Origin of the sequence: Hyphomonas sp., assembly GCF_965284475.1 — a bacterium.
GTDB lineage: Bacteria > Pseudomonadota > Alphaproteobacteria > Caulobacterales > Hyphomonadaceae > Hyphomonas.
Genome location: NZ_OZ260087.1, coordinates 1 through 24,622, shown reverse-complemented (window position 1 = coordinate 24,622; position 24,622 = coordinate 1). Strand labels below are relative to the sequence as shown.

General features: G+C 61.4%; 23 protein-coding genes. 14 read left to right on the top strand and 9 right to left on the bottom strand.

Annotated elements, in window-relative coordinates; all coding sequences use genetic code 11:
- The first annotated feature begins 25 nt into the window (after positions 1-25).
- From tsf to ACQ66M_RS00055, 13 genes are all read left to right on the top strand, one after another.
- Positions 26-928, top strand: a complete 903-nt coding sequence (gene tsf, locus ACQ66M_RS00115) for a translation elongation factor Ts (protein ID WP_350172478.1) — start codon at positions 26-28, stop codon at positions 926-928.
- Between the two features lie 111 nt (positions 929-1,039).
- Positions 1,040-1,795, top strand: a complete 756-nt coding sequence (pyrH, locus tag ACQ66M_RS00110; protein ID WP_350172476.1) for a UMP kinase — start codon at positions 1,040-1,042, stop codon at positions 1,793-1,795.
- Positions 1,792-2,346 (top strand): ribosome recycling factor, encoded by a 555-nt coding sequence (frr, locus tag ACQ66M_RS00105; RefSeq protein ID WP_350172474.1) that lies wholly within the window; start codon positions 1,792-1,794, stop codon positions 2,344-2,346. The genes pyrH and frr overlap by 4 nt, the downstream gene beginning before the upstream one ends.
- The gene (locus ACQ66M_RS00100; RefSeq protein ID WP_350172472.1) at positions 2,346-3,107 is read left to right on the top strand and encodes an isoprenyl transferase; all 762 of its coding nucleotides are present in this window, start codon (positions 2,346-2,348) and stop codon (positions 3,105-3,107) included. Before frr ends, ACQ66M_RS00100 begins: the two co-directional genes overlap by 1 nt.
- A complete protein-coding gene (locus tag ACQ66M_RS00095) occupies positions 3,107-3,925 on the top strand; it encodes a phosphatidate cytidylyltransferase (protein ID WP_350172470.1) in 819 nt (272 codons plus the stop codon). The genes ACQ66M_RS00100 and ACQ66M_RS00095 overlap by 1 nt, the downstream gene beginning before the upstream one ends.
- A 3-nt stretch (positions 3,926-3,928) precedes the next feature.
- Positions 3,929-5,125, top strand: a complete 1,197-nt coding sequence (gene dxr, locus ACQ66M_RS00090) for a 1-deoxy-D-xylulose-5-phosphate reductoisomerase (protein WP_350172468.1) — start codon at positions 3,929-3,931, stop codon at positions 5,123-5,125.
- 56 nt (positions 5,126-5,181) lie between these two features.
- Positions 5,182-6,300, top strand: coding sequence for a M50 family metallopeptidase (locus ACQ66M_RS00085; protein ID WP_430401233.1), 1,119 nt, complete (start codon positions 5,182-5,184; stop codon positions 6,298-6,300).
- Between the two features lie 65 nt (positions 6,301-6,365).
- On the top strand, positions 6,366-8,900 hold the full coding sequence (bamA, locus tag ACQ66M_RS00080; protein ID WP_430401231.1) for an outer membrane protein assembly factor BamA: 2,535 nt from the start codon (positions 6,366-6,368) through the stop codon (positions 8,898-8,900).
- A 28-nt stretch (positions 8,901-8,928) separates the two neighbouring features.
- A complete protein-coding gene (locus ACQ66M_RS00075; protein WP_430401229.1) occupies positions 8,929-9,519 on the top strand; it encodes an OmpH family outer membrane protein in 591 nt (196 codons plus the stop codon).
- Between the two features lie 12 nt (positions 9,520-9,531).
- Positions 9,532-10,548 (top strand): UDP-3-O-(3-hydroxymyristoyl)glucosamine N-acyltransferase, encoded by a 1,017-nt coding sequence (gene lpxD / locus ACQ66M_RS00070; RefSeq protein ID WP_350172460.1) that lies wholly within the window; start codon positions 9,532-9,534, stop codon positions 10,546-10,548.
- Positions 10,549-10,599: 51 nt separating this feature from the next.
- The gene (gene lpxA / locus ACQ66M_RS00065) at positions 10,600-11,391 is read left to right on the top strand and encodes an acyl-ACP--UDP-N-acetylglucosamine O-acyltransferase (RefSeq protein ID WP_430401227.1); all 792 of its coding nucleotides are present in this window, start codon (positions 10,600-10,602) and stop codon (positions 11,389-11,391) included.
- A gap of 7 nt (positions 11,392-11,398) precedes the next feature.
- Positions 11,399-12,244, top strand: coding sequence for an LpxI family protein (locus ACQ66M_RS00060; RefSeq protein WP_350172456.1), 846 nt, complete (start codon positions 11,399-11,401; stop codon positions 12,242-12,244).
- Complete coding sequence (locus ACQ66M_RS00055) at positions 12,241-13,398, top strand: lipid-A-disaccharide synthase (protein WP_350172454.1); 1,158 nt, start codon at positions 12,241-12,243, stop codon at positions 13,396-13,398. The genes ACQ66M_RS00060 and ACQ66M_RS00055 overlap by 4 nt, the downstream gene beginning before the upstream one ends.
- On the opposite strand, the gene gltA is transcribed toward ACQ66M_RS00055, so the two are convergent.
- The 9 genes from gltA to ACQ66M_RS00010 form a co-directional block, all read right to left on the bottom strand.
- Complete coding sequence (gltA, locus tag ACQ66M_RS00050) at positions 13,395-14,699, bottom strand: citrate synthase (RefSeq protein WP_350172452.1); 1,305 nt, start codon at positions 14,697-14,699, stop codon at positions 13,395-13,397. The genes ACQ66M_RS00055 and gltA overlap by 4 nt on opposite strands.
- A gap of 39 nt (positions 14,700-14,738) precedes the next feature.
- Complete coding sequence (gene gltX, locus ACQ66M_RS00045; protein ID WP_430401225.1) at positions 14,739-16,208, bottom strand: glutamate--tRNA ligase; 1,470 nt, start codon at positions 16,206-16,208, stop codon at positions 14,739-14,741.
- A 517-nt stretch (positions 16,209-16,725) separates the two neighbouring features.
- On the bottom strand, positions 16,726-17,409 hold the full coding sequence (gene lexA / locus ACQ66M_RS00040; protein ID WP_350172448.1) for a transcriptional repressor LexA: 684 nt from the start codon (positions 17,407-17,409) through the stop codon (positions 16,726-16,728).
- Between the two features lie 61 nt (positions 17,410-17,470).
- Positions 17,471-18,274: an indole-3-glycerol phosphate synthase TrpC gene (gene trpC, locus ACQ66M_RS00035; RefSeq protein WP_430401223.1), complete on the bottom strand. Its 804-nt coding sequence runs from the start codon at positions 18,272-18,274 to the stop codon at positions 17,471-17,473.
- Entirely contained in the window at positions 18,271-19,302 is a 1,032-nt protein-coding gene (gene trpD / locus ACQ66M_RS00030) for an anthranilate phosphoribosyltransferase (protein WP_350172444.1), read from the bottom strand. Before trpD ends, trpC begins: the two co-directional genes overlap by 4 nt.
- A gap of 71 nt (positions 19,303-19,373) precedes the next feature.
- Positions 19,374-20,132, bottom strand: a complete 759-nt coding sequence (locus ACQ66M_RS00025) for an alpha/beta fold hydrolase (RefSeq protein WP_350172442.1) — start codon at positions 20,130-20,132, stop codon at positions 19,374-19,376.
- Positions 20,133-20,149: 17 nt separating this feature from the next.
- The gene (locus tag ACQ66M_RS00020) at positions 20,150-20,716 is read right to left on the bottom strand and encodes an anthranilate synthase component II (RefSeq protein WP_350172440.1); all 567 of its coding nucleotides are present in this window, start codon (positions 20,714-20,716) and stop codon (positions 20,150-20,152) included.
- Complete coding sequence (gene trpE / locus ACQ66M_RS00015) at positions 20,713-22,140, bottom strand: anthranilate synthase component I (protein ID WP_430401221.1); 1,428 nt, start codon at positions 22,138-22,140, stop codon at positions 20,713-20,715. Before trpE ends, ACQ66M_RS00020 begins: the two co-directional genes overlap by 4 nt.
- On the bottom strand, positions 22,137-24,050 hold the full coding sequence (locus ACQ66M_RS00010; RefSeq protein WP_430401219.1) for a SurA N-terminal domain-containing protein: 1,914 nt from the start codon (positions 24,048-24,050) through the stop codon (positions 22,137-22,139). The genes trpE and ACQ66M_RS00010 overlap by 4 nt, the downstream gene beginning before the upstream one ends.
- 86 nt (positions 24,051-24,136) lie before the next feature.
- Between ACQ66M_RS00010 and ACQ66M_RS00005 the strand changes: the two genes are divergently transcribed.
- On the top strand, positions 24,137-24,622 hold a 486-nt coding region (locus ACQ66M_RS00005; protein ID WP_430401217.1), incomplete at its 3' end, for a triose-phosphate isomerase family protein.

Below are 24,622 nucleotides of genomic sequence, written 5' to 3'. Positions count from 1 at the left end.
ACTTTTACACTGAAGGATAACCGCAATGGCCCAGATTACTGCTGCGCTCGTCAAGCAACTGCGCGAGAAGACCGGTGCAGGCATGATGGATGCGAAAAAGGCACTCGTCGAGAACGATGGTGACGAAGACGCCGCCATCGAGTGGCTCCGCGCCAAAGGCCTGTCCAAAGCCGCCAAGAAATCCGGACGTACCGCTGCTGACGGCCTCGTGGCTGTTCAGGTGTCGGCTGACGGAAAGTCGGGAGCGATTGTCGAGCTGAACGCTGAAACGGATTTCGTGGCGCGTAACGAAGGCTTCCAGAAGGCCCTCGCCGGCATCACGGAAGCGGCGCTTGGTACTGATGGATCGGTTGAAGCTGTTGCAGCTGCGCCTGCGCCAGACGGCAACGGCACGGTTGACGACATGATCAAGCGCATGATCGCCACGATCGGCGAGAACATGACGCTGCGCCGTTCGGCGAAAGTGTCGGCTGACAAGGTGGCTTCCTATATCCATAACGCCGAAACGGCTGGCATGGGCAAGGTTGGCGTGCTGGTCGCGCTGTCGGGTTCCGGTGATCTGGAAGACATCGGCCGCAAGGTCGCCATGCACATCGCTGCGACCTCGCCAGCTGCCGCCACCACGGCCGAGCTTGATCCGAACCTGGTCGAGACCGAAAAGCGCGTCCTGACTGAACAGGCCCGCGAAAGCGGCAAGCCTGACAATATCATTGAAGGCATGATCAAGGGTCGCATGCAGAAGTTCTTCAAGGAGGTTGTCCTGCTGGAGCAGCCATTCGTGATGAACCCTGACCAGACGGTTGCGGAATATCTAAAGGGCGAGGGCGCGACGCTGAACGGTTTCGTTCACTTCAAGCTGGGTGAAGGCATCGAAAAAGCTGCGGATAACTTCGCGGATGAAGTGGCTTCCCTGACAAAAGGCAGCTGAACAGGCTTGCCATTGGCCCGTCCTGAGGCCTTAAACATCCCGGCTGCCCATGACAGGCAGCCGGGAATCTTTTAGGAGCTCTCTTCAGGGCTTCAACTGACGGAGAAAGCTATGCCAGGCGAGAATCCGGAGACGAGCCCGCTGAAATACCAGCGCGTGCTCCTGAAACTGTCAGGCGAGGCCCTGATGGGCCCCGGTCAGTTCGGCATCGACATACCCACCGTTGAACAGTTTGCCCGCGCGATTGCGAATGCGCGCGCTGCCGGCGCGGAAATATGCCTTGTGATCGGTGGCGGGAACATCTTCCGGGGCATGGCGGGCGCCGCCAAGGGCATGGAACGCGCGCAGGCCGACAGTATGGGCATGCTTGCGACCGTGATGAATGCGCTGGCGATGCAGAGTGTCCTGGAAAGCCAGGGTGTGCCGACCCGGGTCCAGTCTGCCATCGCGATGGACCAGATTTGCGAACCCTATATTCGTCGCCGGGCGCAGCGCCACATGGAAAAAGGGCGCGTGGTGATCTTCGCTGCCGGCATCGGCAATCCATTTTTCACGACCGATACCGGCGCTGCGCTGCGCGCCATCGAGATGAATTGCGACGCTCTGCTCAAGGGCACCCAGGTCGACGGCGTTTACACGGCCGATCCAAAGCTCGACAAGACCGCCATGCGCTATGACGAGATTGCCTATCAGGAGCTGCTGGTAAAGGACCTCCGCGTCATGGACTCGTCGGCGGTCAGCCTGATGCGTGACAACAATATTCCGATTGTGGTCTTCTCCCTGAAGGAGGAAGGGTCGCTGCTGAACGTGTTGCACGGACGGGGCACCTCAACCACAATTTCCAACAAGGGAGGGGTCGCGAAATGACCTATAGCAAGAAAGATCTTGAGCGCCGGATGGAGGGCGCGCTGGCGTCGCTTTCCACGGAATTCAGCGGCCTGCGTACCGGCCGCGCGTCTGTGAACTTGCTCGATGCGATTCAGGTTCCGGCCTACGGATCGACCGTTCCCCTGTCGCAGGTTGCTTCCGTTTCGGTGACGGACATGCGTATGCTGTCGGTCAATGTCTGGGACAAGACCGTCGTCGGCGCGACCGACCGGGCGATACGCGAATCCGGTCTTGGCCTGAATCCGATCATGGACGGGCAGACCCTGCGCATCCCGATCCCGCCGCTGAATGAAGAGCGCCGCGTGGAGCTGACAAAGATCGCCGGCAAATATGCCGAAGCTGCCAAGGTGGCCGTACGCAACATCCGCCGTGATGGCATGGACAGCCTGAAGAAGATGGAAAAAGACGGCGAAATCAGCGAAGACAAGCTGCATGGCCTGTCCGACGAAGTTCAGAAACTGACTGATGCGTTCGTTGGCCGCATCGACGAGGCCCTGAAAGCCAAAGAAGCGGAGATCATGCAAGTCTGATGTCTGCTGCTTCCGCCTCTGATGTCACAAATGTTGTGTCGGGGCAGCAGCCGGGACTTTCGCATGTCGCGATCATCATGGATGGCAATGGCCGCTGGGCCAAGGCGCGGGGCTTGCCGCGCGCTGCCGGGCATGAGCGGGGCGTCGAGGCGCTGAGGCGCACGGTAGAGGCTGCAGGCAATCTGGGCATCCGCTATCTCACCGTATTTTCATTCTCGACGGAGAACTGGCGGCGCCCGGCGGCTGAAGTGAATGCGCTGTTCAGCCTGTTGAAGGCCTATGTGCAGCGCGACCTGTCGCGCCTGAAAGAGGAAGGTGTTCGGGTCCGGATCATCGGCCTGCGGGACGGCCTGCCCGCAGACGTCGCCGCGCTGGTCGACAAGGCCGAGCGGGAGACTGCTGCCAATGATACGTTCTTCCTGACGATTGCGTTCAATTACGGCGGCCGTGAAGAGATTGCCCGGGCGGCGCGCGGCGTGGCCGAGGCGGTGGCCGAGGGCCGGATGAAGGCGGAGGAGGTGACCGAGGCGGCGTTTGGCGCCTTCTTGGATACTGATGGCATGCCCGACCCCGACCTTCTGATCCGCACAAGCGGTGAATACCGGCTCAGCAATTTCCTTCTCTGGCAGTGCGCCTATTCGGAACTGATCTTCCTGGACGTCCTCTGGCCGGACTTTGACCAGGCGTGCCTGGAAGACGCCTTGGCCAAATACAGAGAGCGCGAGCGCCGGTTCGGCGCCGTTCTGCCAGGGGCCGTGTAATGGGAGACTGGACGCCGCGCGACCAGCGCTTCTCGGAACTCGGACTTCGGCTGATATCGGCTATTGTCCTGATCCCGGTTGCCGTTGGAATGGTCTGGGCCGGCAGCTGGTGGCTGGCAATCGGTTGCGCCGTGTTTGCAGGCGCGATGGCCCTGGAATGGAGCCAGATCAGCGCCTATCCGCATGGCCGGGCCATGGCGCTGGCCACTGCCGCATTCTGCGTCACGCTGCCGCTCGGGATGCTCTGGCTCAGCACGCTCATCATTGTTGCTGGCCTGGCCTTCTGTGCGATGACGGCAGTTGGTGGCCTGCGTGTGCGCTGGACCGCGGCATTTGGCCTGTTCTACGTCACGGCGATGGCCTCCAGCCTGTTTTTCCTGCGTGAAGGCCCATGGGATGGCCGGGCCGCAGCCCTGTTTTTCATGTCATTTGTCTGGGTCTCCGACGCGGCAGCCTATTTCACGGGGCGCGGGATCGGTGGTCCCCGCCTGCTGCCAAGCGAAAGCCCAAACAAGACATGGAGCGGCGCACTGGGCGCCGTGACCGCGTGCGCCCTGTGCGGACTTGCCGGGGCGGACATCGAAATGGCGTCGTTTCCGGTCTGGATCGCAACGGGCATTGCGATTTCCGTTGTTGCGCAGTGCGGTGACCTGTTTGAGAGCGGCCTGAAACGGCGCTTTAAGGTCAAGGATGCCGGCAACCTGTTGCCGGGCCATGGCGGCGTTCTGGACCGCGTGGACGGGCTTGGGGCCGTCGGCATTTTCGGCTCGCTGGCCCTGTTCTTCATTCCGGGCCTTTCAGGCGCGCTCGGGTTCTGAGTCATGACCGTTCGTCGTATCTCGATCATGGGCTCCACCGGTTCCATTGGCACGTCTGCACTCGATGTCGTCGCGCAGGCCAATGCGGCGGGGGACACGCCATTTGAAATCGTCGCGCTCGCCGCCGGCAGCGATTCTGAAGCCCTCGCCCGACAAGCCATTGCTTTCAGGCCGCAGATTGCCGTCATCGCCGATGAATCCCGGCTGGCTGACCTGAGGCAGCGACTTGAGGGCACCGGGATCGAGACGGCAGGCGGGCCCGAAGCGGTGACCGAGGCGGCCACCCGGCCCTGTGACCGCGTCCTGGCGGCCATTGTGGGCGCTGCGGGGCTGTCATCAACGCTGGCAGCCGTTCGTCAAGGAACGGACGTGGCCATTGCCAACAAGGAAAGCATCGTCTGTGGCGGCAAGCTGATCCTGTCAGAAGCGGCGAGGACCGGGGCGCGCGTCCTGCCGGTCGATTCCGAGCATAGCGGGATATTTCAGGCCCTGGGTGACGGCAGATCGCTTGAAAAACTGACAATTACGGCCTCCGGTGGCCCCTTCAGGACGGCAACGCTGGCGCAGATGGCGGGGGCGACGCCGGCAGAAGCGGCCGCGCATCCCAATTGGGACATGGGCATCAAGAATTCCATCGATAGCGCGACCCTGATGAACAAGGCGCTTGAGTTCATCGAGGCGGCCTATCTGTTCGATGTCCCGGCTGAGCGGATCGATGTGCTGGTGCATCCGCAGTCGATCATTCACGGCATGGCCCACTTCAATGACGGGTCGGTGATCGCGCAATTGAGCGCGCCGGATATGCGCGCCCCGATTGCCTATGCGCTGGGCTGGCCTGACCGGGTGGCGACGAATGTGGCCCGGCTGGATCTCGCCGCCCTTGGGCGGCTGGACTTTGCGGACGTCGACGCGACGCGCTTTCCGGCGATCGAACTCGCGCGTCGCGCGATCGCGCTGGGTTCGGCTGGCACAACCGTATTAAATTGCGCTAATGAAGCTGCAGTATCTGCATTTATTGCGGGCCAATGCGGTTTTCTGGACATAAGCTGGGCCGTAGACGAAGTATTGAGTCGCTTTTCATCTGGTGACATGGCCGCAATGGCCTGTGACACGCTGGAGGAAATAGCTTATCTGGACCGGTTCGGACGCGAAATGGCGGCCGAGTTGCTGAAGAAGGCCCCGCGCCGGGCAGGAGGGTAAGTCGTTTGGGTCAGGTTCTGAGCCAAGGTCCGCTATTCATTGCATGCCTCATCTTCATGATGGGCATTGTCGTGATCGTGCATGAATTGGGTCACTACCTTGTGGGCCGCTTCTATGGCGCAGCCGTGGAATCATTCTCGGTCGGTTTCGGCAAACCCCTGTACGAGCGCAAGGACCGCGTCGGAACGCGCTGGCGCATCAACTGGATTCCCCTCGGCGGTTTCGTGAAATTTGTCGGCGAGAGCCAGCTTGCCGGTGATGTCGGCAAGATCGAACAGGGCCCGCAGGGCAAGGCCTACAAGGATCTCGCCGTCTGGCAGCGGTCGCTTGTCAGCGTTGCCGGGCCGGTTGCGAATTTTGTCCTGGCCAGCCTGATTTTTGCGCTGATCCTGGGTGTACACGGCAAGGCGAATTATTCCGTGGGTGTTGCGGGCGTCGTTGAAGGGTCTCCTGCAGAGCGGGGCGGCCTGACTGCAGGCGATGTTTTCGTTGCCGTGAACGGCAAGCCGGTGACCGACGCACAGACCGTGACGATACCGATCCTGCTCAATCCCAACAAGGAAATGACGTTTGACGTGTTGCGTGACGGCGAGGCGCTGAGCGTCAAGGTGACGCCGAACGAAGTAGTGCGGGAAAACGAGTTTGGCCAGATGGTGCCCCAGAGCACGGCAGGGATCATGCTGGCCGGCATCGCGATGGGCGAACGGACGAAATATAATCCGCTTGAGGCACTGGGCGCGGGCGTTGTTGAAACGGGCGCGACACTGGACCGGACCGTAACCATGCTGTCGCGAATCGTGACCGGCAAGATGTCGTTCAATGCCATGACGGGCCCGGTCGGCATTGGCGATATTTCCCGCCGTGTCGTCAACAAGGTGTGGAGCCAGCCGGAGCTGACAAGGGCCCAGCGTGTGGAACAATTGTTCTGGATGCTTCTCAGCATCTGCGCGGCTATTTCGGTCGGTGTGGGCTTTTTCAACCTGTTGCCACTGCCTGTGCTGGATGGCGGACACCTTGTCTTTCATGCTTATGAGGCGGTGATGGGCAAGGAACTGCCCGAAAAAGTGCAGGAGATGAGCCTGACATTCGGCCTGATCCTGTTATTGGGGATGGTGGTGGTGATCACGTGGGGTGACATCATCGAGACCGGCTTGTTCGGGGGAGTGGGCGGCTAACCGGCTGACCCGAGGCTAATCAGAGAGATCATTCCACGATGCGTAAGTTCCTTGCAGCAACCCTTATGGCGACCAGCGTTTTTGCATCGGTGTCGCTGCCGGGCCTGACCAATTCCGCAGAGGCGCAGGAAGACAACCGCTATGGCGGTACGATCCGGTCAATCCTCGTGGAGGGGAACCAGCGGATCGAGGCCCGGACCGTTCAGTCCTACCTGCTTGTGGAGCCGGGCGATGCGTTCGATGCGGAACGCATAGACCTGTCGCTGAAAACGCTGTTTGCCACCAACCTGTTTGCCGACGTGTCGATTGACCGGAATGGCGATGACCTGCTGGTGCGTGTGGTCGAGAACCCGATCATCAACCGCGTTATTTTCGAGGGCAACCGGGCACTCAAGGACGACAAGTTTAAGGACGAAATCCAGGCTGCGCCGCGCGGGATTTTCACCGCCGCGCGTGTTCAAGCCGATGTGCAGCGCATCCTCGAACTGTATCGCCAGTCAGGCCGTTTCGCCGCGAAAGTCGAGCCGCAATACAAGCCGCTTGAACAAAACCGCGTCGATCTGGTATTCGAGATCACCGAGGGGCCGGTCACGGGCGTCCGGTCGATCAATTTCATCGGCAACAAGGAATATTCCGACTCGCGCCTTCGCAGCGAGATCGTCACGCGCCAGTCGCGCCTGTGGCGCTTTTTCAGCTCGAACGACAACTATGATCCCGGCCGCCTTGAATATGACCGCGAGAAGCTGCGCGAGTTCTATCAGAATAACGGCTATTACGATTTCCGGGTGACATCGGCCGTTGCCGAACTGACACCGGACCAGAAGGATTTCTATATCACGATGACGATCGACGAAGGTCGTCAGTATGACTTTGGTGAGGTCAAGGTCGAGACGGCTCTGGAAAAACTGGATGCGACCGCCTTGCGCCGCGCCGTGCCGATCCAGGAAGGCGACCTGTTCAAGGGGAACCTGATCGAGGACACGATCGATACATTGACCTATGCGGCCGGTATCGCTGGTTATGCCTTTGTGGATATTCGTCCCCAGCTGGACGTGAACCCGGACACCGGCCGGATCGATGTCACCTTTGCCGTGGATGAAGGTCCGCGGGTCTATATCGAGCGCATCAATATTGTCGGAAACACCCAAACGCTTGACCGCGTTATCCGCCGTGAGCTGCGTATTTCGGAAGGCGATGCGTTTAACCGCATCCTGCTCGACCGGTCCAAGAACCGCGTACGGTCCCTCGGTTATTTCAAGGATGTGGAAATCGTCGAAACGCCGGGCGATGGCGCCGACAAAAGCATCGTGGACGTCAAGGTAACCGAGCAGCCAACGGGTGAGCTGTCGTTCGCGGCAGGCTTCTCGTCAGTCGACTCCTACCTGTTCGACCTCAGCGCTTCGCAGCGTAACCTGCGAGGACGCGGTCAGTCCGTTGTGGCGCGCGTGTCGACGTCCAGCCGCCAGCAGGTTGTCGACCTGCGCTTCACCGAGCCGCGCTTCCTCGACCGTAACCTGTCAGCAGGTGTCGACCTGTACGCCACCAAACAGGATTTCAAGGATTTCGGCAGCTATACCGCTGAAACGGTTGGTGCCGGCTTGCGCGTCGGCTTTCCGCTGACCGAGCGCATGCAGCTTGGCCTGAGTTACAAGCTTCAGTCAGATGACGTGCAGATTCCGGACTTTGATGTCCTCCTTGATACGACCACACGGTTTACATCGACCCGCACCATTCAGGTTGCAGGGGCTGACACACCGAATGATGCAACTGACGATCTGTTCCGGCCTGCCCGGGCGTCCGATGGTGCCGTCGCGGGCGAGGTCATCGTTGACCAGTGTGATCCGCTCTACCTGCTACGCGATTCAAACTGCCGGTCTGAGCGCAGCGAGATTTCGAGCATTGTCGGTTACAGCTTCTTCTGGGACCGTACCAATGATCCGATCCGCCCGACGCGCGGATTTGACTTCAGGTGGAGTCAGGAAGCTGCCGGCCTTGGCGGTGACGTGAAATACCTCCGGACCGAAACCAGCACATCCCTGTATCGCGGCATCTGGAAGGAAGTCATCGCGAGTGCACGTTTCTCTGCAGGATACGTTTTCCCGCTCGAGAACGGACAGGGTATCCGGATCAACAACCGCTTTTTCCGAGGTGGCAACACGTTCCGCGGCTTTGATGTGGCAGGCCTCGGCCCGCGCGAAGTCGTGCGGGTTGTCGACCCGGCAACAGGTGAAATCGTGGCGACACGACGCCTGAACTCGCAAGGGGGCAACACCTACTACCAGGGCACATTCGAGCTCAGCTTGCCAAACGTCTTCCCGGAAGAATATGGCATCAAGAGCGCCCTGTTTGCTGATGTCGGCGGCCTCGGAACCCTTCGTGGTCCGGATATCAGCCCGACGGTTTACTTCACTGATCCGCAAACCGGCCTGCCGGCAGTGCGTATCACCAAGGATGCAACCGCCATGCGCGCGTCTGCGGGTCTGAGCGTCTTCTGGGACTCGCCTTTCGGGCCCATTCGCTTCGACTTCTCGCAGATCCTGCGCAGGGAAGATTATGACCGAACCGAAACTTTCCGGTTCTCAACCTCTACACGTTTCTGATCCAGAATCGCCAAACAGGAGACGGACAATGTCCCCACTCAAAAACATGCTAGTCGCCCTTTCGCTCATGGTTACAGGAGCGGCTGTCGCTGCGCCTGCAGCCCTTGCACAGGGCACGACAGTCGTCATGATCGATGAAGGTCGCCTGCTGACAGAATCCAAGGCCGGCAAGGACATCCAGACAAAGCTGAGCAGCCTTGAAACCCAGATGAAGAACGAGCTGGAGCCCATACGTGCAACGCTCGAAACCGACGGCAAGTCGCTCCAGACCAAAATCGAAGGCAAGACCCGGGAAGCGGTCGCAGCCGATACGGCGCTGGTTGCCCAACTGACGGCCTACCAGCAGCGCGCCAATGAGTTCGCTCAGAAGCGTCAAGTTGTCAGCCAGGAATTCCAGCTGACAGAACGCAAGGCGCTGGTCGATTTCAACCGCGCAATCGAGCCTGTGCTGATGGAAGTCGTGAACGAGAAGAAGGCGCAGGTTGTCATGTCCAAGGGACAGGTGATCTACAGTGCTGATACGGTCGATGTGACGGCGCTTGTAATCAGCAAGCTTGACGCCAAAACACCGACGATTGCCGTGTCACGCCAGCGCGTGCCGGCCCAACCTGCCCAGTAGGAACACCGTGCCGTGACGATCGATCCACGTTTCTACGCGCCACTTGGGGCCACGACGCTTGGAAAGATTGCGGAACTGACCGGCGCTGCGCTCCACGGAGACGCGTCTGTCGAAATCAGGGGGGTCTCCGCTTCGGCCACAGGCCGGGCCGGAGACCTTTCCTTTCTGGATGGGGATGGCAAGGGAGAGGTATCGGTCAGTCCTGATGTCTCCGCCCTGATCGTCAATGCCGCCAATGTGCGGCACGTTCCTGAAGGTGTCCCTTATTTGCTGACAAACCTGCCGCGTCACGACCATGGTGTCGTGGCGTTTTCCCTGTTTCAGCCGAGGCATCTGGTCTGGAATGGTGATGCGCGGATTTCGCCCGATGCAAAAGTGCATCCGGACGCCACCCTGTCACCGGGCGCAGTGATCGGACCGGGCGCGACCGTTGGCGAGGGCAGTGTGATCGGGCCCAATTCGGTGATCGGACCGGGAGTTCAGATCGGTCGCAAATGCCGGATCGGGGCGAATGCGTCCGTCTTCTGCGCGCTTGTCGGAGACAACGTCACGCTCCTGTCGGGTGCCCGGATTGGTGAGGCCGGCTTTGGCGTCATGGGCGGTCCATCGGGCATGGAAGACGCGCCGCATTTCGGCCGGGTCATCCTGCAGGATCATGTGACGATCGGGGCAAACACCTGCATTGATCGCGGTGTCTTCGACGATACGATCATCGGAGAGCGCACCAAATTCGATAATCTCTGCCAGGTGGCCCACAATGTCGTGTTCGGACGCGGCGTCGTGATGGCCGCCTTTGGCGGTATTTCAGGCTCGGTGACGATCGGCGACGGTACCCGCATGGGTGGCCGTGTCGGTATTGCGGATCATGTCAGGATCGGCGATGGCGTCAGCCTTGCAGCAGCATCGGGCGTTTTCCGGGATATTGATGATGGCGGGATATGGGGCGGCACGCCTGCCAAACCCCACCGCCAGTACTTGCGCGAAGTCGCATGGTTGCAGAAGCAGGCAAATCCGAAGAAAACGTCCTGATCAGCTGCCGATTAGGCTATCATGTCTCACTTGCCGCGCCTGGACCTGTCTATGCCCGTTGAAATTCATCCTGCTGCCCTTGTAGAGACCGGGGCTGAACTTGGCGAAGGCGTTCGTATCGGGCCATTCTGTCATGTTGGCCCGCATGCCGTGCTGGGCAAGGGGACTGAGCTGCGCTCGCATGCGGTCGTGACGGGCCACACAAGGATTGGCGAGAATTGCCTCCTGCATCCGCACGCCGTGATTGGCGGACCGCCCCAGGTGATCGGATTTCAGGAAACGCCTGAATCGCGGCTGGAGGTCGGCAATAATTGCACATTTCGTGAATTCGCAACCATCCACACGGGCGTTCCGAAATCGGGCGGCCTGACGCGGATTGGCAACGATTGTTTCATCATGGTCGGTGCGCACATCGCGCATGACAATCATATCGGCGACAGCGTCGTGATGGCGAACAATGTCGCGCTGGCCGGACATATCACGGTGGGTGACAATGTGTGGTTCGGCGGCCAGGCTGCCGTTCACCAGTTCACGCGCATTGGGCGCAACGCTTTCATTGGCGGCGGCGCAATCCTCGTTGAAGACGTCATCCCGTTCGGCTCGGTCATCGGCAATCATGCAAAACTTTCCGGGCTCAACATGGTCGGCCTCAAGCGGCGCGGCTTTGACAAGTCCCAGCTTCAGGAAGTGCGCAGCGCGTACAAGGCCGTGTTCACAGGCGAGGGATTGTTCAGGGACCGACTGGCAGCGGCGGCCGTGACGTTCAGGGACAAGCCACTCGCGATGGAAATGATCGACTTCATCCGTGCCGGCGGCGACCGTCCGATCTGCAAACCGGGATGAGTGTCGCATGATCGCCCCCTTGGGACTCATTGCCGGACTAGGTGACCTGCCTGTTGTCATTGCGGAGAATGCCGTCGCGACGGGGCAGGGCGTCCATGTCCTGCGCCTCAAGGGTTTTGAGGAGCCGCGCCTCGCGAACTATCCTGGCACGGTGATCGGTCTCGGCGAGGTCGGTAAGCTCTACGCCAGCCTGAAGGCTGCAGGCTGCAGGGATGTGTTGTTTGCGGGAATCGTGAAGCGCCCGAACTTCAGGGATCTCAAGCTGGATATGCGCGGCGCCGCCCTGCTTCCGAAAGTGCTGGCTGAGGCCGGCAAAGGCGATGATGCGCTGCTTCGCCTGCTCGTCGCCGAAATCGAGAAGCAGGGGTTCAATGTGATTGGCTCGGATGCCGCTCATGCTGCCTTGCGGGCACCGTCAGGCCATGTGGCTGGTCCGGCGCCATCTGACGAGGCCATGAACGATATTGCGCGTGGCGCGCACGTGGTGGCCTCTCTCGGCGATCTCGATATCGGGCAAGGCTGCGTGGTATGCGATGGCCTCGTGCTGGCCGTCGAGGCGCAGGAGGGCACTGATGCCATGCTGGAACGGTGCGCGATCCTGCCGGAAGCCATTCGCGGGACGCCAGAGGCCAGACGCGGCGTTCTGGTAAAACGGCCCAAACCTGCACAGGAGCGTCGGATCGACCTGCCGACCGTGGGTGTCTCCACCGTGGAGAAGGTTGCGGCGGCCGGTCTTGAGGGCCTCGCGGTCGAAGCGGGCGGCGCCCTGATGCTCGGCCGGGCTGAAATGCAGGCGGCGGCCGACAGGCTGGGTGTTTTCATTTTCGGATTTGATCCCGGACAAGGCACATGACCGCGCCGCGTCTCTATTTCGTCGCGGCCGAATCCTCGGGCGATCTTCTGGCGCGGGAAGTGATCGACAGGATCAGGGTCAAAAAGCCTGAGGTTCATGTCTCAGGCATCGGCGGCGCTGAAATGGCGTCAATTGGCATTGAGTCGCCGATTGATATTTCGCCCCTGTCGATCCTGGGACTGTTCGAAGGCGTGAAGGTCTATGCGACGGTTGTGAAACTCGCCGACATCGCCGCCGATGCCATCATCGCCGATGCGCCGGATGTTGTCGTTCTGGTGGACTCCTGGGGCTTCATGCTGCGCGTGGCCCAGCGGGTGCGCACGCGGGCACCGCACATAAGGTTGGTCAAACTGATTGGACCGCAGGTCTGGGCAACGCGGCCTGGTCGTGCCAAACCGCTGTCGGCCACCGTGGATCACCTCTTGTGCATGCATGAGATCGAAGCGCCGTTCTACGAACCCTATGGCCTGAAAACGACGGTCATTGGCAATCCGGCGCTGTCGCGTCATGAATGGGGCAGGCCGGGCGAGTTTCGCAGCAGGCACGGAATTCCGGCTGATGCGCAGGCCATCCTTGTCCTGCCCGGCAGCCGCCGGAGCGAAATCAAGCGGGTGGCGCCAGCCCTTGTTGAGGCGGCGCGTATCCTCAAGGAGTCCGACCCGGACCGTGAAATCATCATGGCACCGGCCGCAAGCGTTGCAGCGGAATTTGCGGATGCCTTTCCCGATGCCACAGACTGGGCAACGGTTTCGCATGATGCCTCAGAGCGCTACGATGCGATGGTCGCGGCCGACCTCGCGCTTGCCTGTTCCGGCACTGTGACCACAGAACTGGCAATGCAGGGCACGCCCATGATCGTCGCCTACAAGACAGGATGGCTGACCTGGGCGCTGGCCCGCGGGTTCCTGTATCAAAAGCGGCATATTACCCTGCTCAACATCATCAGCGATGACCAGGAAATCGTTCCCGAATTCGTCCAGACACAACAGACGCCGGACCTGATCGCCGCGCGGGCACTGTATTGGCTGACAAATCCTGACGTTCTTGCGGAACAGAGGGCCGCACAGCAAATCGCCCTCTCCCGAATGAAAGAGGGCGATCGGGACGCGGCTGAAATCGCAGCCGACGTGATCCTCTCGGAAGCAGTTGCCTAGCGATTGGCGATTGGCACGTAGTCGCGCTGGGCGGCGCCGGTATAGATCTGGCGTGGACGGCCGATGCGCTGCGTCGGATCCTCGATCATCTCGTTGAGCTGGGCGACCCAGCCAACCGTGCGGGCGAGGGCGAAGAGGACGGTGAACATCTGCTTCGGGAAGCCCATAGCATCGAGGATGATGCCCGAGTAGAAATCGACGTTCGGATAGAGCTTCTTCTCGACGAAATACTCGTCTTCGAGTGCGATACGCTCCAGTTCCATTGCCACTTTCAGGATCGGCTGGTCCTTGAGGCCAAGCAGGTCGAGCACTTCGTGCGCGGACTCGCGCATGACGGTCGCGCGCGGATCATAGTTCTTGTATACGCGGTGGCCAAAACCCATCAGGCGGAATGGATCGTCCTTGTCCTTGGCCTTCTCGATAAATTCGGGAATGCGATCCACGGTGCCGATCTCGTGCAGCATGTTGAGGCAGGCTTCGTTGGCGCCGCCATGGCTTGGGCCCCAGAGACATGCGACGCCTGCAGCGACGGCGGCGAACGGGTGGGCGCCCGACGAACCGGCGAGACGAACTGTCGATGTCGAGGCATTCTGTTCGTGATCGGCGTGAAGTATGAAGAACCGGTCCATCGCCTTGGCGATTTTCGGGTCGACCTTGTAATCCTCGGCCGACACCGAGAAGCACATGTTGAGGAAGTTTTCAGCATAGGAGAATTCGTTGCGTGGATCGACGAATTTCTGGCCCATATTGTATTTCAGGATCCGGGCGCAAAGCGTCGGCATTTTCGCGACCAGACGGATCGAGCTGAGGTGGCGTTCGTCGGGATCTTCGCTGTCCATGGCACCCGGATAGAAGGATGCCATCGCACCGACCGCACCGGTCAACATGGCCATCGGATGGCTGTCGCGGCGGAACCCGTCAAAGAAGCGGTCCATCTGTGTGTGGAGGAGGGTGTGCTGCTTGATTTCGCTGTTAAACTCGGCAAGCTCGCTCGTGCTCGGAAGTTCGCCCTTCAGGATGAGATGGCAGACTTCGGGAAATGTCGATTTCTCGGCAAGCTGGCCGATCGGGTAGCCACGGTGCAGGAGGACGCCTTCGTCACCGTCGATGAAGGTGATCTGGCTTTCGCAACTCGCCGTGGATGTAAAGCCCGGGTCGAAGGTGAAACGGCCCGACTCTGCGTAGACCTTGCGCACGTCAATGACATTGGGACCGTGGGTGCCTGAAAGTACGGGCAGCTCATATGTATTGCCGTCCAGTTCCAGCTTGGCGGTACCGGCTTTCTTCGTCTTGTTTTCCATCAGCTTTTGCCCTTCTTGTTCATGTTCGGCGCAGCTGGCTCAGCGGCCAGCCCCGGCCAGTTGATCGTCAATCCGCGCAAGCGCTTCGTCCTGTCCAAGCCATTCGAGCACCGGTGCAATATCAGGTGCGGAAAGGCCGCCAGTCAGCGCGGCACGGAGTGGTTGTCCTACCTGCCCCATAGATAGGTCTTTTGTGGTGCAATACGAAGAGATCGTCTCCGAAATTCGATCCGTCGTCCATTGCGATATACGCCGCAGTTCGTCGCTCAGTCCGGCCAGCCGGTCAAGCCCTTCTGCAGAAAGCGCCTTTCTGGCGTTCTTGTTGAGATCGAGCGGTCTTTTGACAACCAGGAAGGCAAAGGCGGCTGCCAGTTCATCCAGGGTGCTGCCCCGGTCCTTGAGGTGCGGCAAAGCCCGTTCGACGCGCGCCAGCTCCACGTCCTCAAGGGGAGAATCTGCCTCCAGAATGGGGCGCAAAAGCCCGAGAATGCGGTCATCGTCGGCCAGACGCATGAAGTGCGAGTTGATCTGACCGAGTTTTTCCAGATCAAGCCGGGCCGGCGCCTTGCCGATGCCTTCCAGATCGAAAGCGGCAATCGCTTCTTCCCGCGTGAAAATCTCCTGGTCACCATGGCTCCAGCCGAGCCGCAGCAGGTAGGCCGTCAGTGCTTCCGGCAGGTAGCCCATGTCGCGATAGGCAAGCGTCGACAACGCACCATGGCGCTTCGAGAGCTTGGCCCCATCATTGCCATGGATCATCGAGACGTGTGCGAATTGCGGGACGGGCCAGTCCATGGCTTCATAGATCGGCACCTGACGGAACGTGTTGCGCAGATGATCGTCGCCGCGGATGACGTGGGTGATGTTCATGTCATGGTCGTCGACTACCACCGCGAGCATGTAAGTGGGCGAGCCGTCGGCGCGCAGCATGATCAGGTCGTCGATTTCATCGGCCTGGATCTTCACAGCCCCCTGAACAGCGTCCTCAACGATCCGTTCGCCATCATCCGGTGCCCGTAGGCGCACCGTGAAGGGCGCGTCAGGCGACGGCGCTGGGCCCCCGTCACGCCAGGGAGACCGGAAGGGGGCGAGGAGCGCATTGGCCTCATTCAGCAGCGCCGCGCGTTCCGCTTCAGACAGATTATCGGCCTTGGCGGCCTGACGCTTCTCCTCGCCGAGATCGCGCCGCGCCTGGAGTTCCTCAGGGGTTGCGTAGCATTTGAACGCCTTGCCGCGCGACAGCATCTCGTTTGCCACTTCGGCGTGGCGTGCGTCACGGCTCGATTGCATCAGCGGCGGCTCGTCGGTCTCCAGTCCGAGCCATGCCATGCCTTCAAGAATGGCGGCCGTTGCGGCGTCGGTGGAGCGGGCCTTGTCGGTATCCTCGATGCGCAGGAGGAAGCGGCCGCCATGGCGACGGGCAAACAAGTAGTTGAAAAGTGCGGTCCTTGCCCCTCCAATGTGCAACATGCCGGTGGGAGAGGGGGCAAATCGCGTGACAACGGTCATCAGGGGGGCAGGCTCCTCGTAAATGCGGGTCGAAAGCGCTTCTGCGGTGCACAAACACAAGGTTGCGCCTGAAGGCAAGGGGGCGCGCCGCGACCTGCGAAGCGCGTGGGCGGGGATGTGGTCGCTCGCCTCGCGTGTTTTGCGGCATGGCTGGCATCTGGCGGGGCGGCCTCTATGGCGCGGCGCATGGTGCGTTTCGGCTTTCTGTGAATTCTCTTGATCGTGGCATTCGGTTGCGTGACGGGCTCTCTGGTCGCGGCTTTACGTTCCCGCCCCGTGGTCACGAGGCGATGCGGCCTGTGATGCTGGAGGGCTGGTCTCCTTCCTCACGCATAAGGCGCGAGCCTTGCCTTCCTTGACCTGTCCGGCGCCGCGCGCCTTCATCATGGCGGCGGTCGTGCTGCTTCAGCGGGAAAGTGTCATTTCGCCGAAGAGGACGGTTTGTCCGACCATCACGGCGCAGCGGTTGTGGAATCCGGGTCGGCGCAGCGTGCCGCAAACGAGCCTGGAAGTCCTGTCAGTCGTAGCGGCGCACAAGGGCGACAAGACGGCCCTGAACCTGAACGCGGTCGGGACCGAAAATGCGGGTTTCATAGGCCGGGTTGGCGGCCTCGAGCGCAACGGAAGCGCCTTTGCGGCGCAGGCGCTTGAGCGTGGCTTCCTCGCCGTCAATGAGGGCGACGACGATGTCGCCCGTATTTGCTGCTTCGGTGCGGCGCAGGATGACGAGATCGCCTTCGAGAATGCCCGCTTCGATCATCGAGTCGCCTTTGACTTCGAGTGCGAAATGTTCCTCGCCCTCGGCAAGGTCGTCCGGGGCCGTGATATGTCCATTGTCCTGCTGGATGGCGGAAATCGGCACGCCTGCCGCGATCCGGCCAAGAATGGGGATGGCGCGGGGTGCACGGGCCTCGGACGGCAGGCCTGTGGCCACGAGCGCGGGCTTGAAGTCCTTCCGGCCACGCATGTTCGGCGTGGGAATGGCGGATTCCGGCATTTTCAGCACTTCCAGCGCGCGGGCGCGGTGCGCGAGGCGGCGGATGAAACCACGCTCCTCAAGTGCCGAGATCAGGCGGTGAATGCCGGACTTGGAGGCGAGATTGAGCGCTTCCTTCATTTCATCGAACGAGGGGGAGACGCCCGTCTCCTTGATCCGCTCATTGATGAAGAGCAGCAGCTCTTTCTGTTTACTGGTCAGCACGGGTGATTCCTTCCGTCCGAATCTATGTTCTCTTATGTTCTACATGTGTTCATGGTTCGGGTCAATTGGAACGGGCTTTTCTTAACCCTGTCACGGCAGATTCGCGCATCTGGTTCATTTTCATGAGGCTTTCGCCTATCAGGAAGCGTCGGGTGCCCGTCTGGCGGAGCCGAGAGATGTGATCTGTTGTCGATATTCCGCTTTCCGCGACGATGTCACGGTCGGCCGGGACCATCGGGGCGAGGCGCTCGGTCGTCGACAGGTCAGTCACCATACGTTTCAGATCGCGATTGTTGATGCCGATGAGCGGCGAGGCGAGCTTCAGTGCCCGTTCCATCTCGGCCTCGTCATGGGTTTCGATGAGAACATCCATCGCAAAATCATCCGCAGCAGCGTGGAGTTCGGCGGCAAGAGCGTCATCGACTGCCGACAGGATGATCAGGATGCAATCAGCGCCGTGTGCCCGGGATTCGGCGACCTGGATCGGGTCGATCAGGAAATCCTTGCGCAGCATGGGCAGGCTGACGGCGCGGCGGATCGCGGCGAAATCGGCAAGGCTGCCGCCAAAGCTCGGGCCGTCAGTCAGGACCGAGAGGCAGGCGGCGCCGCCGGTCTCGTATTCCGCCGCGATGGAGACAGGATCGGCGCCGGGAAGGATGTCTCCGGCCGAGGGGCTCTTGCGCTTCAGCTCGCAGATGAGGGCGTTCTCGTCGGTCGCGGCGATCCGGTTCATTGCGGCGCCAAAGCCCCGGACCGGGCCGGCTTCGCTGGCGGCGCGTGCAAGGCTTTCGAAGCTCGCGGCCTGTTTGAGCGCGGCGACTTCATCGCGCTTGTAGTCGATGATGTGGTCGAGGGCGGTGCTCATGCCGGATCCTGCCCGTTGGACAGCGCCGCAAGCTTGCGCAGTGTATCCTTCGCCTTGCCGCTGTCGATGGCGTCTGTGGCCATGGCGGCGCCTTCTTTCAGGTCGCCCGCCTTGCCGAAGACATGAAGCCCGGCTGCGGCGTTCAGCAGCACGGCATCGCGGAAAGGGCCTTCCTGGCTGTCGAGCAGGTCGGTGATCGCCATGGCATTGTCGGCAACGCTGCTGCCTTCGAGGCGGGACAACGGACTGGTGTCGAGACCGGCATCCGAGGGATGAATCTCGAACTCGCGGATCGCGCCGTTCTCGACTTCGCAGACTTGGGACGCACCAGCGATGGAGAGCTCGTCGATGCCATCGCGGCCATGCACGACCCAGGCCTTTGTCGTGCCGAGCTGGGCGAGCGTCTCGGCCATGGGCCGTGTCCATTCGGGGGCGAACACGCCGAGAACCTGGAACTGGGCGCCAGCTGGATTGGAGAGCGGGCCAAGCAGGTTGAAGATCGTGCGGATGCCGAGTTTCGCCCGGACGGGCGCGACATGCCGCATGGCGCTATGATGGGCCCGGGCGAACATGAAGGCGACACCGGCGCCATCAAGGCAGGCCTGGAACTCGTTCTTGTCTGTTTCGAGATTGACGCCGAGCGCTTCCAGCACGTCGGCCGAGCCAGACTTGGGCGGGACGGACCGATTGCCGTGCTTGGCGACACGGCCGCCTGCAGCGGCGATGACAAGGGCGCTGGCGGTAGATGTGTTCAGGCTTTTCCAAGGGAGCCCGCCTGTACCGCATGTGTCGAGAACGGGGCCGTCTACGTGCACGCGGCGGGCATGCTGGCGCATGATGCGGGCACCTGCTGTCAGTTCGGCAGCCGTTTCACCCCGAACGGCAAGGCCGGTGAGGAATGCGCCGATTTCCTCCGGCGCAGCCTCGCCGGTGAGCAGGAGTTCGAACGCCGTCTCCAGCGTGTCGGCGTCCAGCGTCTCGCGGCGGGCAATCGCCTTGATGGCGGTGGTCAGGGCAGTGTCAGTCATCAGGCAATTTCCGGAATGCAAGCGCCACCGATAGCGGCCCCGTGGCCGCGGTTCAATGCGCGAAGTCTGACTCAATAGCCGAGGAAGGCGGTGACTTCAGCGAGAATGCGCGGATCGAGAGCGAGGTCGCGATGGCTGAGCGCATCATCCTCGAGCAGCTTTGCCGCTGGCAGGTCGGCGACCAGCCGGCGGATGAGTTCAAGCGGGCTGCTCTCGTCGGCCTCTGATCCGATGACCAGGATCGCGCCTTTGTAGCCGGTGAGGGCCGCACGGTAATCAGTGCGCGCGATGACGCCTCCGCGTTCGGCCAGCAGCTCGCCAGCGCGCGTGATGGTCGCGTCGTCATGGCCCTTCAGGCGCTGATAGTCCGCCCATTCCAGCAAGGCTGGTGCGATCAGGACGAGGTAGTCGGCGTGTGCTCCGGCCGCGATGGCGCGCACGGCTGCGTCGCAACCGAAGGAGTGCGCGATGATCGTATCGACCGGGCCTTCGGCGGTGCAGACCTCAGCGACGGATACGCCTGCGGTTTCGGGCGTGCAGATGTCTTGCTTCGACGCGCCATGGGCGGGAAGGTCCAACATCAGGACGGGGCGTGTGTTCTGGAGGAAGTCCTGCGCAAAGCGGCGCCAGATGCGGTGTGTGTCATCCCAGCCGTGCACGAACAGCGTGGCCGGGCCATCCCCTGCGCGCCAGACGGGCGTGGAGCCGTATTGCCCCGGAATGTCGCGGCGGGTCTCGGGTGGCAGGAAATTCTGGCCAGGCGCAGCGCTCGGGCTGGTCGGCTTCATGTCGCCAATCAGGGCCTCGGCCTTGGTGTCCAGTTCGCTCATTGGGCAGTGCCTCTTTGTCAGACCCTTTTCAGGAAGTTCTTCAGCAGGGCGTGACCGTGCTCGGTCTTGATCGATTCCGGGTGGAACTGGACGCCATAGATGGGGCGGGTCTTGTGGTGAAGGGCCATGATCTCGCCGTCATCGGTGAAGGCGTCGGCGACGAGGCAATCGGGCAGGTCAGCGTCGCGCACGGAGAGGGAATGGTAGCGGACAACGGAATAGGTCTCCGGCAGGCCCTCGAACAGGTCGCCGCCTTTCTGGTGGATGTCTGACAGCTTGCCGTGGCGGATTTCCTTCGCCGTGACGACGGCCCCGCCAAACGCCTGGCCGATGGCCTGGTGGCCGAGGCAGACGCCGAGAATGGGCATGTCGTCGGGCGCGGCCCTGATCAGGTCGACACAGATGCCGGCCTCGTTCGGGCTGCAGGGACCAGGCGAGAGGAGGATGCCGTCCGGCTTGAGCGCGAGGGCCTCGGCAACGGTCAGCTCGTCATTGCGGACGACCCGGGTGCGGGCACCAAGCTCTTCCAGATAGTGGACGAGGTTCCAGGTGAAGCTGTCATAATTGTCGATGACGAGGATCATTGGTCGAACTCGTATGTGGCTGAGAGCTCGACTGCGCGGCGCAGGGCGCCTGCCTTGTGCAGGGTCTCGTCATACTCGTATTGCGGATCGGAATCGAGGACGACTCCGCCTCCGGCCTGTATGTGCAGCTGGCCATCCTTGATGATTGCGGTGCGCAGGGCGATGCAGGTGTCGAGGTCGCCATTCCAGCCGAAATAGCCGACGGCGCCGCCATATATGCCGCGGCGGGCGGTTTCCATTTCGTCGATGATCTGCATGGCGCGGATCTTGGGCGCGCCGGACACGGTGCCCGCCGGGAAGCCGGCGAACAGGACGTCCACCGCATCGAGCCCTTCGCGGAGGTTGCCTTCGACATGAGAGACAATGTGCATGACGTGGCTGTAGCGTTCGACGATGAATTGTTCGGTGACTTCGACGCTGCCATAGGCGGCAACGCGGCCGACATCATTGCGGCCGAGATCCAGCAGCATCAGGTGTTCGGCCATCTCTTTCGGATCGGCGAGCAGGCCTTCGGCGCGGCGGGCATCTTCCAGCGCATCACCGGAGACCGGCCGCGTGCCGGCAATCGGGCGGATGGCGACACGGTTATCGCGCAGGCGGACGAGGATTTCCGGGCTGGAGCCGACCAGGCGCACGTCACCGAGGTTCATGTGGAACATGAAGGCGGACGGGTTGAGGCGGCGCAGCGCGCGGTAGAAGCTGATCGACTTGCGGCTGAACGGCGTCGACAGGCGCTGGCTGGGCACGACCTGGAAGATGTCGCCGGCGCGGATATAGTCGCGGCACTGGTCGACGATCTCGAAATAGCGATCCTTGGTGGTGTTGGACGTCAGCGTCACGTTAACGGGCGGCTGGTCCTTTGGCGGCGTTTCGGGCAGGCGCTCGAGCCGCGCCTCGACCGTATCGAGCAGGGCATTGATGGCCGCGTCATTGCCGTCCTCGACGCGGCCGATGAGCAGGATTTCCTGATAGATATGATCGAACACGATCACGACCCGGGGAATGACGAGCAGCGCCTCGGGCACGTGCAGCGTGTCCTCGGCGGTGATAGTCACCGGTTCGATATGCTGGATCATGTCATAGCCAACATAGCCGAACGCGCCGGATGCCATGGGCGGCAGGGTGGTTTCGGTTTCGGCCTGGGCGAAGCTGACAAAGTGGCGCAGCGCCTTGACGGGATCATCCGAGGTGCTGAGCGGGGCCGAAAAATCGCCCGTTCTCGACACGGCGGCGACGCCGTCCTGGATGCGAAACCAGTGGTCGGGCTCAAGGCCGATAAAGGAATAGCGGCCGAGGCGCTCGCCGCCTGCAATGGATTCGAACAGGAAGCTGCCGGGCGCGTCCGCGCCGAGTTTCAGCATCGCACCGACGGGCGTTTCAATATCCCCGATGCGCCTGCGAACGATCAGACGGGCTGGTTTCATTGCTCGGTGGCAATCGATTTCTTGTAGGCCACGATGGCATTGTCATTGACGTTCAGCTTGATCGCATTGCGGATCTCGGCGTCGGTCGCAAACCGGATGTCATCGCGCAGGGACTGGTTCAGCGACGCGGTGGCCTGCGTGCCGAGCACTTCGAGCGCGGCATCCGATGGTGGCGCTATCGTGTTGAGCTGGACGATCATGAACATGTCGCCTGACCGGTTTGGATAGCTGTACACGTCACCTTCGCTGCCAGAAAAAATCGCGTTGATGGCAGGCGAAGGCAGGCCGCTTTCCTCTGCCGTGATGCGCGTGACAGGCACGCTCGGCGATTCAACGACCGTGTCAGCGGCGGTTGCCGCAGCGGTCAGTGTGGTTTCACCGGATTTCAGCTTTTCGACCACGCTGTCGGCATAGGACTGCATGGCATTGGCTTCGCGCTGGGCAACCAGCGTCTGCCGAATGTCGTTTTTGATCGTGTCGAACTCAGGCGTGCTGGGCGCGATGATGGCGCGCGGAGACGTGAGGTAAACGGCCTCCTCGCCATCAAAGCGAGCAGAAACGTCACCGGCATTAATTCGGAAGGCATCGCTGAACGCATCCCGCGCTTGCGTGAGGCCCGTGATCGTGACGCCGTCTTCGGTCATGCCGGTCTGGTCGACAGGCGCAAAGCTCATCACCGGAACAGGCAGTTCGGACGCAATCTGGGCAAGCGGGTAGCCTGCTCCGATCGAGCGGTCGAGCGTATCGAGCTTTTCGAAGAACAGGACCTGCGCGCGCTCGCGGGCGAGTTCATCGCGGATCTCCTCGGAGACAGTCTCGATCGGGAACACGGCGCCGCGCTGGACCGAGACGAGCCGGGCGACCAGCCACCTGTCATCCACTTCGCGGGGACCGAACAGGGCACCGCTTTGCTTGCCGGGGCCGAACATGGCGTCAGCGAGCGCCGTGTCGGACACGCTTTCCCGATAGCCGGTTTTTGTCTCGCTTGACAGGACGCCGGGCAGGCCGGCCGGGTCGGCACCACCTGCGAGCAGGCCGAATGCGGCGCGGGCCGTATCACGGTCGGCAAAATAGAGTTCGATATATGTGCGCTGGTCCGGCTCGGAGAAACGCTCGGATTTCGTCGCTTCATAGATGGTCGCAATTTCCTGCTCGGTCACCGTCACGTCGGCCAGGAAATCGTCGGCAGAGACGCGCAGCATGTCGATGGCGCGGCGCTCTGGCTGTTCCAGAGCGGTCAGGTTCTCGTCGTAAAAGGCGCGAATTTCCTCGTCCGTGGGGGCATCCGGTTCCGGCGCTTCAGATGCATCGAGGATGAACCAGGACACATCCCGCGTTTCGCCAATATAAAGCGCCTGGATGCTGGCCAGGATCTGGGGTGGGTAGATCGCGGCAGAGGCGGCTTCGCCAAGCGTCTTCAAGGTGAGGTCATCGGAGACCTGCTGCTCGTATTCTTCCTTGGTGAAGCGGTTCTGGTAGAGGACTTCACGATAGGTGTTGAGATCAAGTTCGCCTGTGAGCGGATTCTTGAAGGCATCGACCGTCTTCAATTGTTCGACAACAGCATTGGTCGATGGCTTGACGCCGATGGCTCCGGCATAGCCCAGATTGACGATTTTCGCCTTTTCGAGCTCGAAAACCTGATCGACAATGCCCTGATCGGCCGCTTCGGCCTTGGTGATGGGCTTTTCCGAATTGGCATTGAGATTGCGCAGCAGGTTTTCGACGCGGCGATCGAGCGTCGTCAGGTCGATGCCGCGCGGGCCCGCAGCAGCCAGATTGCTGCCCAGGCCCGTACTCATGGTGGTCCAGGCCGAATCCGCGCCCCAGAACGCCATTCCGGCAATGATAATCATGACGATGATCTTGCCGAAGATCGAATTCATCAGGCTTTTCATCAAGGCTAGCATTGTAATGCGATCTTTCTGGCGAATTGCGGGATGGCTCAGTGCTTGCTAGGCGACACGGTCAAGTCTTGCAAGATAGGGATGGCTGCATGTCACGCACACTGATCGCCGGAAACTGGAAAATGAACGGGCTGAAAGCAGGTCTTTCGCAGGTTGAGGCCGTGGCTACTGCGATTGGCAGCGGAAACGATGATGTGACTGCGCTGCTTTGCCTGCCTGCGACACTGGTCGCGCTGGGTAGCGAAAGCGCGGAGGGATCTTCACTGCGAATCGGCGGCGAAACCTGTCATCACAATGCCAAAGGCGCCCATACGGGCGATATTTCGGCCGAAATGCTGGCCGATGCCGGTGCAAGCCACGTTATTGTCGGTCATTCGGAGCGCCGAGCCGATCATGGCGAGAGCGATGCCGTGGTTTCGGCGCAGGCCACGGCTGCCCTCGCGGCATCTCTGGTTCCGATCATCTGTGTCGGCGAGAGCCTGGCAGAGCGCGAGGCCGGGCGGACGCTGGAGCGGATTGAAAGCCAGCTGGCCGGATCGGTGCCCGAGAGCGCCGGCGCCGCTGATTTCGTGATC